General features: G+C 40.1%; 9 protein-coding genes, 1 rRNA gene and 1 pseudogene. 1 reads left to right on the top strand and 10 read right to left on the bottom strand.

Translation table 11 applies throughout. The annotated features are described in order from the left end of the window. Positions 1–103, top strand: a 5S ribosomal RNA gene (gene rrf, locus APS80_RS07310); the annotation flags it as partial. Positions 104–392: 289 nt separating this feature from the next. On the opposite strand, the gene APS80_RS10860 is transcribed toward rrf, so the two are convergent. The 10 genes and pseudogenes from APS80_RS10860 to ilvD all read right to left on the bottom strand — a co-directional run bounded on the left by APS80_RS10860 (position 393) and on the right by ilvD (position 11747). Continuing rightward, positions 393–584 (bottom strand): hypothetical protein, encoded by a 192-nt coding sequence (locus tag APS80_RS10860; RefSeq protein ID WP_103170832.1) that lies wholly within the window; start codon positions 582–584, stop codon positions 393–395. Positions 585–918: 334 nt separating this feature from the next. Beyond that, positions 919–2186: pseudogene (gene ilvA / locus APS80_RS07315) on the bottom strand (threonine ammonia-lyase IlvA). A gap of 6 nt (positions 2187–2192) precedes the next feature. Continuing rightward, positions 2193–2768 (bottom strand): 3-isopropylmalate dehydratase small subunit, encoded by a 576-nt coding sequence (gene leuD / locus APS80_RS07320; protein WP_059107633.1) that lies wholly within the window; start codon positions 2766–2768, stop codon positions 2193–2195. Next, positions 2769–4139 carry a 3-isopropylmalate dehydratase large subunit gene (leuC, locus tag APS80_RS07325; RefSeq protein ID WP_059107634.1) on the bottom strand — a complete coding sequence of 457 codons (1371 nt, stop codon included), beginning with the start codon at positions 4137–4139 and terminating at the stop codon, positions 2769–2771. A gap of 15 nt (positions 4140–4154) precedes the next feature. Next, positions 4155–5195, bottom strand: coding sequence for a 3-isopropylmalate dehydrogenase (leuB, locus tag APS80_RS07330; RefSeq protein WP_059107635.1), 1041 nt, complete (start codon positions 5193–5195; stop codon positions 4155–4157). A gap of 1 nt (position 5196) precedes the next feature. After that, complete coding sequence (locus tag APS80_RS07335) at positions 5197–6732, bottom strand: 2-isopropylmalate synthase (protein WP_059107636.1); 1536 nt, start codon at positions 6730–6732, stop codon at positions 5197–5199. Between the two features lie 24 nt (positions 6733–6756). Then, on the bottom strand, positions 6757–7761 hold the full coding sequence (gene ilvC / locus APS80_RS07340; protein WP_059107637.1) for a ketol-acid reductoisomerase: 1005 nt from the start codon (positions 7759–7761) through the stop codon (positions 6757–6759). A gap of 45 nt (positions 7762–7806) precedes the next feature. Continuing rightward, on the bottom strand, positions 7807–8280 hold the full coding sequence (ilvN, locus tag APS80_RS07345) for an acetolactate synthase small subunit (protein ID WP_059107638.1): 474 nt from the start codon (positions 8278–8280) through the stop codon (positions 7807–7809). Next, entirely contained in the window at positions 8277–10049 is a 1773-nt protein-coding gene (ilvB, locus tag APS80_RS07350) for a biosynthetic-type acetolactate synthase large subunit (protein WP_059107639.1), read from the bottom strand. The genes ilvN and ilvB overlap by 4 nt, the downstream gene beginning before the upstream one ends. Before the next feature lie 12 nt (positions 10050–10061). Next, the gene (gene ilvD, locus APS80_RS07355; protein ID WP_059107640.1) at positions 10062–11747 is read right to left on the bottom strand and encodes a dihydroxy-acid dehydratase; all 1686 of its coding nucleotides are present in this window, start codon (positions 11745–11747) and stop codon (positions 10062–10064) included. Positions 11748–12013 lie beyond the last annotated feature (266 nt).

The following is a 12013-nucleotide window of genomic DNA, read 5'->3' on the forward strand; positions in this document are numbered from 1 at the left end:
GGCAAGGAGGTCACACCTGTTCCCATGCCGAACACAGAAGTTAAGCTCCTTAGCGCCCATGGTAGTCGGACTTACGTTCCGCGAGAGTAGGACGTTGCCAGGCAAGCAGAGATGCGATGAGCCGAGACCGAGAGGTCTCTTTTTTTATGCCTAATTTTAAGAGAAGGAAAATAATAATACCGAAGGTTTAAATGGAAAGTAGTCGATATGGTTCTAGATTCTGGCTCTTTTGCCTGTAGTAGGTAGGGGACTTACCTTTCTTCTCATGTATCTTTATAGGAAAATTTAATAGGGAGCCTAGTATTAAATGAGATTTTTTATTTTAGTTATGATAGATATTGTTTGTGATAATTAGTTTGGTGTCATATATGTATAATATAATTAAATACTTATTACAGATTGCCACCAATAAATATAAAGTGAAGCACTAAATAAAAAACAATCACAAAAACAAAGCTAAATATAGAAGCTAATACGACTTTTAAAAAATTATTTCTAGCCACTAAATTCACTAAAATTAAAGTAAGTACTATAGATGCTACACTACTTATTACTAAGACAATAGTGTCTAAACTTATTGTCACAATACTTCACACTCCTAACACGTAATTGCATTGAAATTGAGTATTCAAAAAATAAATTTATTATCTATAACATATCATATTATTTTCTGATTTCAATTAAATTAATCTAACTTCTTTAATAGTTTTATTTTAAGTTAACATTGATTATTACAAAACTACATTTTATTCATAGATTAAGTGGGGAAGGGTAGTACATTGGTTCAAATAAATACAATACTAGTCTCAAAATAGAAGATAAATTTGAAAATCTATTTTTAAAACATCATCAATAAAATTAAATTACCCAAACAAAAAGACTCAAAGTATCATCAATACTTTGAGTCTTTTTATATCTTTATATCAACAATGAATACAACATTTTATTTTCATTAATATAAATATTACTATGGTCGAATTCATTAACGCGTGCTTTCAGTTGCGCTAAATCATCATGGTCATTTAATTGAATACCGATGATTACGGTACCGGTATTTTGAGATGATTTTTTTAAGTACTCGAATTTCGTGATATCATCATTCGGACCGAGCACATCATTTACAAACTCTCTTAATGCACCTGGTCGTTGTGGGAAGTTTAAAATTAAATAGTGTTTCATTTCTTCGTACAATAAAGAGCGTTCTTCGATTTCTTTCATACGGTTAATGTCATTATTACCGCCGCTGATGACACAAACCACATTTTTTCCTCTTATTTGGTCCTTATATTGTTCTAACGCAGCAACACTTAAAGCGCCAGCAGGTTCTGCAACGATGGCTTGTTTTGTATACATATCAAGAATGGTTGAACATACCGCGCCTTCATCGACCTGAACGTAATCGCTGACTACACGTTTCGCAATATCGAAGGTCAATTCTCCAACACGTGCGACTGAAGCCCATCTACAAATTTATCAATTTCTGGTAGCGTCACAATTTTTTGGTTTACAACGACGGATTGATACATACTACTCGCTCCTGCGGGTTCTACTCCAATAATATTGGTTTGAGATGCGTACGCATCAAAATAGGTACCGATACCTGAAATTAGTCCGCCACCCCCAATCGCAGAGAATAAATAGTCAAATTCAACTTGATCTTCCTCGGCTTGTGCTAAGATTTCTTTTGCGATTGTACCTTGACCAGCAATCGTATATACATTATTAAACGGATCAATGAAATTCATATCATGTTGTGCTGTATAAGCGAGTGCTTCTTTCAGACAATCATCAAACGTATCTCCAGTAAGGATAACTTCTACATTTGTATCACCAAAAAACTTCACTTGATTGATTTTTTGAAGTGGGGTTGTAATCGGCATAAAAATAACAGCCTTTAAATCCAATCGTTTCGCTGTAAAAGCAACACCTTGCGCGTGGTTACCTGCGCTTGCACAAGTGACACCTTTCCTTTTATCTTGGTCAGGTAAAACGTCTATTGCATTGTAAGCACCACGTAATTTAAATGAGCGGACCCACTGCAAATCTTCACGTTTAAGATACACATTACAGTTATATTTTTGAGATAAGTAATGATCCTTTTGAAGTGGGGTTTCTTTCACGATATCCTTCAGTCGTAAAAAGGCTTCCTCGATATCTTGTACAGAAACCGTCGTTTTTACAGACATATACATTCACACCTTTATATTTTTTTCATATGCTTCAATTTCTTTTTCGTATTGCAATGTAATCGCAATATCATCTAAACCATTCACAAATTTATGCTTCCACGTGGGATCAATATCGAATGAAAATGTCTGATCTTTAGAGGAAACGGTTTGTTCTGGTAAATCGATTGTAATTGCTTCATATTGTGCAAGATGATGTCTCGCAGCTTCATCTAACACTATCGGTAATAACGCATTTTTTGTACAGTTCATGTAGAAAATGTCACTATAACTGCCAGCGATAATAATGTTAAAGCCATAATCTTTCAACGCCCATGCCGCATGTTCACGGCTTGAACCGCAACCAAAGTTATCTCCAGTAATGAGAATACTCGCATCGCGATACTGAGGTTTATTTGGATTAAAATCAGGGTTTTCACTACCATCTTCTAAGTAACGCCATTCATCAAAAGCGAAAGGCCCAAAACCGGTTTTTGAGATTCGCTTTAGATGCACTTTTGGAATAATTTGGTCGGTATCAATATTATCGTGAAAGAGGGGTACAACTTTACCCGTATACGTTGTAATCGGTTTAATTTCCATTTAGACAACCACCTTTCTCACATCGACAAATTTACCATTGATCGCTGCTGCAGCGGCTGTTGCTGGAGATACGAGATGTGTGCGGGCGCCTTTACCTTGTCTTCCTTCGAAATTACGGTTATTCGTTGAGGCACAGTGGACACCAGCAGGGACTTGGTCAGGATTCATACCTAAACACATAGAACATCCAGGTTCTCTCCATTCAAATCCAGCTTCCTTAAATATGCGATCAAGTCCAAGCTGTTCTGCTTCTTTTTTCACTGAGCGTGAACCTGGCACCACAATCGCGGTGATCTTAGGATGTACGTGTTGACCTTTCACGATGTGACTAGCTTCAATGAGATCTGAGATTCGAGCATTGGTACAGGATCCTAAAAAGACATAACCGAGATCAATATCTTCAGCTTTTTGGCCTGGCTCTAAGCCCATATATTGATACGCACGTTCATCATTCACATCTTTAATCGCAGGGAAAGGCGTATTGATACTGACACCCATTTCTGGACTTGTACCCCATGTGACTTGAGGTTCGAGGTCTGTCACATCTAATTCGATGACTTTATCGAATACGGCATCTTCATCTGTATAAAGTGTGCGCCATTCATCAATCTTTGCGTCAAATTGAGTAGCGTAAGGACGTCCTTCCACATATGCAAATGTCGTTTCATCAGGGGCCATCATGCCATATTTTGCGCCAGCTTCAATCGCCATATTACAGATTGTCATACGCGCATCCATCGATAAATTCTCAATCGTTTCACCTGAAAATTCCAGTGCATAACCTGTACCGAAATCGACACCATATTGATTAATCAGATATAAAATAATATCTTTGGCATAGACGCCTTGAGGTAGTTTGCCAGTAACATGGATGTTTAAATTTTTAGGCTTTGTTTGCCATAATGTTTGTGTCGCAAAGACATGTTCAACTTCACTGGTACCAATACCAAAGGCAATGGCACCAAATGCACCGTGCGTTGCAGTGTGTGAATCACCACAGACAATGGTTTTTCCGGGTTGAGTTAAACCTGTTTCAGGTCCGACCATATGTACGATACCTTGTTCGTCCGTTCCCATATCAAATAGGTGAACGCCAAAATCTTTTGCGTTTTGTTGCAACGTCGTAATCTGTTTATTAGCAATCTCATCTTTAATGTTAAAAATATCGACGGTCGGCACGTTGTGGTCTAGTGTCGCAAAGGTTAGATCAGGTCGACGTAACCGTCTGTTGTTGATTCTCAGTCCTTCAAATGCTTGAGGAGACGTCACTTCATGAATCAAATGAAGGTCGATATATAATAATTGTGGGTCACCATCTTTGCCAGTTAATACGTGTTTGTTCCATACTTTATCAAATAGTGTTTGTCCCATTCGACATCTCCTCCTTTATAGTTTTGATTGAATGATCTGGAATAATTCTGATGTATGATAAGTTCCACCAAGATCTTGCGTCCTTTGACTAGACTGAATACATGAATCTATGATTGATTCTAAGGCTGTTGCCGCTTGATTTTCATTAAAGCTTTCTCTTAGGCACATCGCTAGTGAACGCAACATACCGAATGGGTTTGCGACATCTTGACCAGCGATATTCGGTGCGGATCCGTGAATCGGTTCATAGAGACGAGGCCCTTCTGTACTAAAACTCGCTGAAGGGGATAAACCAAGGGAACCTGGAATCACAGATGCTTCATCACTTAATATGTCCCCAAATAAATTTTCAGTTACGATGACGTCAAATTGTGTAGGTCGTGTGATCAAGTGCATGCTGCATGCATCAACAAGTAAATGTTCAACAGTGACATCAGGATAACTTTCACTGACTTCATCAATGACTTTGCGCCATAATTTACTTGATGCTAGTACATTTTCTTTATCTACAGATGTGAGACGATATTTTCGAGTTTGGGCAAGTTGGAAAGCAACATGTGCGATGCGTTCTATCTCTTCACGTGTATAAGTGAGAGAATCGAGTGCTTGATGTTGTGCTAACTGTTTAGGTTCGCCAAAGTAGATGCCACCAGTTAGTTCTCGTACGATAACGAAATCTGTCCCTTCAACGAGTTCTTTTTTCAAAGGTGACAAAGCGCTTGTACCAGGAGAGACCATCGTTGGTCTGATATTCGCAAACAAGCCGAGTGTTTTACGTAGTTTTAACAAGCCTTGTTCAGGTCTTACTTCTGCATGTGACCATTTCGGTCCACCTACAGCACCGAGCAAAATTGCATCTGCAGATTGACAAGCAGCTAATGTATCATCAGGAAGGGGTGTCCCGAATTGATCGATCGCTGCACCGCCAAAAGCATGTGTCGAGAGTTGATAATCAAACTGGTACGTTTGGCTTAATTTTTCTAATATGTCTAATGTTCCTGCTAATATTTCGGGTCCGATGCCATCACCAGGAAGGGCGACGATGTGATAAGTCATCTCATTCACCAACTTCCACGCTGTGAATGACAGCAGCTGAATATTTCGCATGTGCTTCAACATAGGCTTTACATGAAGCGAGTAGAATATCATGGTCAATTCCAATACCAGTGACGTTGTAATTTTCAATGTTCAATTCCACACGGACTTCAGCTTGAGCGTCACGACCTTCTGTCACAGAATCGATACGATAATCTAACAACACACTGTCGCGTTTGAAAATACGATCGACCGCATTGTATATTGCGACAATTGAGCCCGTACCAATACTTGAATCTTGATAGACCGTGCCATTGTTATCTTTGATGACGACCACTGCACTCTGTAGACCTTCAGAAACAAATTGTAATTGTAGCGTTTCGACACGATACATCGCATTTTGTTCATGTTCTGTACCTTGAATTAAGGCATGGATATCACGGTCTGACACTGATTTTTTCTTATCCGCAATCGCTTTGAACTGTTTAAATAGTTCTACTTGTTCCTCAGATGAAATATCGTAACCTAAACTTTTGAGCTTCTCAGCAAAGGCATGTTTACCAGACAGTTTACCGAGTGGCAATTCATTTTGTTCCACACCGACCAGTTGAGGTGTCATAATTTCATACGTTTCAGGATTTTTAAGTACACCATCTTGATGGATACCTGATTCGTGACTAAATGCATTTTGACCGACGATAGCTTTATTTTTCGGTACGCGGATACCTGCAAAGCGAGAGATTAAATCGGAAGTACGTTTGGTTTCAGATAAGTGTAGTTGCGTTGTGTTTTTATAGTGATCTTGACGGACATATAAACCTAAGGCGACCTCTTCTAACGCTGTGTTTCCTGCGCGCTCTCCGATGCCGTTTAATGTACCTTCGATACGTGTCGCGCCGTTTTCAATGGCTGCCATACTATTCGCAACAGCTAAACCGAGATCATCATGACAATGTGCGCTATAAGTGATATCATGATCCGTTTGAACCGCTTCAATCACTTCTTTAAAAATCCTTCCATATTCAATCGGATAACTAAATCCTACAGTATCTGGAATATTGATGATGGTCGCGCCCGCATCGACTGCAGTTTGGATTGCTTCAATCAAGAAGGGAAGTTCTGTCCGTGTTGCATCTTCAGGTGAAAATTGGACGACATCGAAATACTGTTTCGCATATGCGACATGTTCCTTAATAGATGCAAGTACTTCTTGTTGCGTCATTTTAAGTTTAGATTCTAAGTGAATTTGACTCGTCGCAATAAAGACGTGGATACGTGGTTTTTGTGCGTTTTTAGTCGCTTCATATACCGCATCGATATCCTTCTTATGACAACGTGCGAGCCCACACACTGCAGTTGTAGTTAATGCTTCAGATATGGCTTGAACAGAGTTGAAACTGCCTGTACTTGAAGCGGGAAAACCAGCTTCTATCACATCCACACCCCAAGTTTCTAATTGTTTAGCGATTTTAAGCCGTTCATCAAAGGAGAAACTGACTCCAGGTGTTTGTTCTCCGTCGCGTAGCGTGGTATCAAAAATTTGAATATGGCTTGACATTGTAAACATCCCCTATATATTTAATTATTTTTCAATGCGCTTCGATTTGATAAATGGCATCATTTCTCTTAAATTACGACCCACTTCTTCGATTTGATGACCATGTTGTTCCTCACGCATTTGATAAAATGTTTCAAAGTTGTTTTCGTTATCTTTAATGAAACGATCACTGAAGTTTCCATTTTGGATATCTGTTAATACAGCTTTCATGTTTTCTTTTACTTCTGGTGTGATGACACGTGGTCCAGATACATAATCACCAAATTCAGCTGTATTTGAAATAGAGTAGCGCATGTTTTCCATACCGCCTTCGTACATTAAGTCAACAATCAGTTTCATTTCATGTAATACTTCAAAGTAAGCTAACTCTGGTTGGTATCCAGCTTCAACTAATGTTTCAAAACCGCTTTGGATTAATTTAGTCACGCCCCCACATAAAACAGCTTGTTCACCAAATAAATCTGTCTCAGTTTCTTCTTTGAATGACGTTTCGATGACACATGCACGTGTAGCGCCGATACCTTTTGCGTAGCTGAGCGCAACATTTCGAGCATTGCCACTTGCGTCTTGTTCCACTGCGAAGAGGGCAAGGACTGCACTGCCTTCTACAAATGTACGACGAACGAGATGACCTGGTCCTTTTGGTGCCACGAGGAATACATCTACATTTTGAGGTGGTTTGATGACATCAAAATGAATGTTAAATCCATGCGCAAATGCAAGTGCATTCCCTTCTTCTAAATGAGGTTCGATTTCTTCTTTATAAACGTTACCTTGGATTTCGTCCGGTAAGAGTACCATGATGACATCCGCTTGTTTAGCTGCTTCATCGACAGGATAGACTTCAAAACCATCTTCTTTTGCTTGATCGAATGAGCGACCTGGACGGATACCGATAACTACGTCATAGCCATTATCTTTTAAGTTTTGTGCGTGCGCATGACCTTGTGAACCATAACCCACGATTGCGATACGTTTACCTTGTAATGCGTCCTGTTCTACTGATTTGTCGTAATAAACTGTTGTCATAATAAAGACCTCCTAAATGATTTAAAAATACTAATATTGTGAAAATTAATGTACTGCAGCGGATCCTGTTCGTGAGTATTCGTTAATTTGATAGGGCGCTAGCACATCGAGTAAGGCATCCAATAACTTTTGTGCACCTACTGCTTGTAAATAAAGTTGTCCATCCGTTTCTTTTAAAATGGTAACGGCTTGATTGTAAGGAGATAATGCTTGTTCAAATGTCTCTCTATCTTCGGGCGTCTGTAGTTTAAGCAGTAGTAGTTCTCGATTATACGTATTATTATCTGTGATATCCTCAATCGTTAAAATGTTGATTTGTTTTTTTACTTGTAAAATGAGATTCCGTAATACATGTTCGTCAGGAATTTCTGCTACAAATGTAATTTCAGTGATGCCATCTTCCGTTGTTGGAGAGGCAGTAATATTAACGATGTTGAATTGACGTCTCACAAAGATACTGGTTAACCGATTTAACGTACCCGCTTTGTCACGTACACGTGTTTTAAACGTTCGTCTCATAATAAGCCCTCCATTTCGTGGTTTGCTTTGCCGCTTGGAACCATTGGTGTGACGGGTTCTCCTGGTGAGATACGAATATCGATAAGGGCAGCACCATCATGTTTGAATGCCGCTTGAAGTGTCTCTTCTAATTGATCTGGTTGGTCGATCAAGTATCCTTTCACTCCATACGCTGCAGCGAGTTTTAAAAAGTCGGGTTGGTCATTGAACACAGAATGAGAAAAACGTTGATTAAAGAATTTATCTTGCCATTGTTTCACCATGCCTAATGTACCGTTATTTACTAGCACGATTTTAATATCAATTTCATATTCATTTAAAATCGCCATTTCTTGATTGGTCATTTGGAACCCGCCATCGCCGACGAAAGCAACGACTGTTTTTTCTGGGTGGGCAAGCTTAGCGCCAATTGCTGCGGGTATACCGAAGCCCATCGTGCCGAGACCACCACTGGTTACGAGTTGACCATATGTTTTAAATGGATAATATTGCGCGACCCACATTTGATGTTGTCCGACATCTGTTGTGACAATTGCATCGCCATGTGTTAATTCACCGATGTATTCAATCGCACGTTGTGGTTTGCTAAATGTGTCATCTGCTTCATAGCTGAAAGGTTGCGCTTTTTTATTCGCATGACAAGTTTTAACCCAATCTTCACGTTGTGCCGCATGATTTTCGGCTGTCATTAACGCGCTCAGAACATCTTTACAATTCGCAACGATGCCTAAATCTGTATTGACGATTTTATTAATTTCTGAAGGATCAATATCAACATGGACAATCGTTGCGTTCGGCGCAAATTCGTCAGGTTTACTAGCTAAACGGTCATCAAAGCGACTGCCAAAGTTAATGAGTAAATCACATTCAGTGAGTGCCATATTGCTTGCATAAGAGCCATGCATGCCGCCCATACCTAAAAAGAGGGGGTGATCATAAGGAATGGCGCCTAAACCGAGTAACGTTGTCACGACAGGAATTTGTTGTTGGGTAACAAAGTCATTGAGCAATGCGTTAGCTTTTGCATGATTGATGCCAGCACCTGCTAATACGACTGGTTTTTGTGATGCAGCTAAGTATTGTTTTAATTGGTCGATGTCTGATGCATGAGGGGCTTGAACCTCATCGTAACCAGGTAAATCCAAGTCGTTTGTCACGTCAGCATTTGTCGATAGGACACCCATATCTTTTGGAAAATCAATCACTACAGGCCCTTTACGACCCGTATTCGCAATATGAAATGCTTCATGTACAATCTTAGGTATTTCATTCACATCAGTGACTTGATAATTATGTTTAGTGATCGGCGTCGTCATCGAAAGTAAATCTGCTTCTTGGAATGCATCCTTACCGATACCTGGCGTTGCTACTTGCCCTGTAAAGACAACGAGGGGGAGGGAGTCACTATACGCATCGGCAATGCCCGTAATTGTATTTGTTGCCCCTGGACCACTTGTAACAACGACCACACCTGGCTTGCCAGAAACTCTTGCGTAACCTTCAGCTGCATGGGTTGCGCCTTGTTCATGTCTCGCTAAAATGTGCTTGATTTTACCATCGTAAAATGTATCGTAGAGCGGTAATACTGCGCCGCCTGGATAGCCAAAAATAAAATCTACATCTTCATTAATAAGGGCTTCGACGAGGAGCTCGGAACCAGATCGCATCGCTTCTACTGTTTCAGCTTCAAGTGTTTCTGACTTAACGTAGGTTACATCTTCAATTAATACCGACATGTCAGGCTCTGTTACTGTCTTTTGTTTTACCATGTTAATCACTCCTTAGATTAGGTGATCAGGGACTTGCATGACCCCACCTGTATTTGCGCTTGTGACGAGTGCTGTATAACGTGCGAGATAACCAGATTTTACTTTAGCTTTGAAAGGGGCTACGGTTGAGCGTCTCTCTTCTAAAGTCGCATCATCGACATCGACTTCTAAACGGCGATCAACGAGATCGATAGTGATTTCATCACCGTCTCGGATGAGTCCGATCGGTCCACCTGAAGCAGCTTCAGGTGAGATATGTCCTACCGCTATACCTCTAGTGGCACCTGAGAAACGACCATCCGTAATGAGTGCGACATCTTTACCTAATCCACGACCAACGATAGAGGGTGTCGGTGCCAACATTTCTGGCATGCCTGGACCCCCTTTAGGTCCTTCATAACGGATGACGACAACATGTCCTTCTCTTACAGTGTGATTGTCGATCGCTTCGACTGCTTCATCGTGTGAATTAAAACAAATTGCTTTACCTTTAAATACTTTAATAGAAGGATCTACACCACCTACTTTGATGACGGCACCTTTTGGAGCTAAGTTACCATAAAGGATAGAAAGGCCACCTTCTTTATCGTAAGGATTGTCTAGATGGCGAATGACGACATCGTTCTTAATTTCTTTTCCTTCATTATTTTCTCTTAACGTTTGACCTGTCACAGTGATCCGATCAGCATGGAGGACATCTTTTTTCATCAACTCATTAATGATCGCTGGTACGCCACCCGCTTCATGAACATCATGCATAGAATAAGATGAACTTGGTGCAATTTTTGATAAGTAAGGTGTACGTTTCGCGATATCATTGATGCGTGACAAATCGTAATCAATGCCTGCTTCACTTGCGATGGCTAACGTATGTAAGACTGTATTCGTAGAGCCACCCATCGCCACATCTAAGGCGAATGCATCATCAATCGCTTCTCTTGTAACGATATCGTGAGGTTTAATATCACGTTTAATATTATCCACGAGTCTAAAGGCAGCTTTACGAATCATTTCGCGACGTTCTTCGCTGACGGCAAGTGCAGTACCGTTATAAGGTAGGGCAAGACCCAATACTTCCATCAAACAATTCATAGAGTTAGCGGTGAACATTCCTGCACATGAACCACAAGTCGGGCAGGCGTTTTGTTCCATATCTAAAAACTCTTCTTTTGTCATTGAACCGTCTTTAAAAGCACCGACTGCTTCAAACATAGAGGATAAAGTAAGTGCTTTACCTTGTGAGGAGAGTCCTGCTTTCATCGGTCCACCGGAACAAAAGACCGCTGGAACATTGGTTCTCATCGGAGCGAGAATCATGCCGGGAGTGATTTTGTCACAGTTTGGAATGTAAAATACACCGTCAAACCAATGTGCATTGATCACTGTTTCTGCTGCATCTGCAATGATTTCACGAGATGGTAAAGAATAACGCATGCCAATGTGTCCCATTGCGATACCATCATCGACGCCGATCGTGTTAAATTCGAAAGGGATGGCACCTGCTTCTCGAATGGCCTCTTTTGCGATATCAGCTAGCTCTCTCAAATGTACATGCCCGGGTACAATATCGATATAAGAGTTACAAATCGCGACGAAAGGCTTATTCATATCTGTTGGATCTTTCAGAGCACCTGTGGCGTGTAAAAGACTTCTTGCCGGTGCTTGGTGGTCTCCTTTTTTGATCATGTCACTTCTCATTTTAATTCCCCCATAAAATTGAAAATAAAAAAAGCGCCCAATTTGAAATTGGGACGCTTATTAAGTCCCATTCAACTAGAAATAGGACTTAAACAGTTAGTAATTTGAAATACTTACTAATGCTCCAGCCCTATGGACATAATTAAAATGTCTAAAATATGTACTTGTGTGTCGTTGAAGGTTATGAAGTTAAACATTTTAATTAGGCTCCTTTGTTAGTGAATGGTTGTTGTGTTAATTGTCTGAAAAGTCGATAAAGTTAATTT

Origin of the sequence: Staphylococcus auricularis (assembly GCF_001500315.1) — a bacterium.
Lineage (GTDB): Bacteria > Bacillota > Bacilli > Staphylococcales > Staphylococcaceae > Staphylococcus > Staphylococcus auricularis.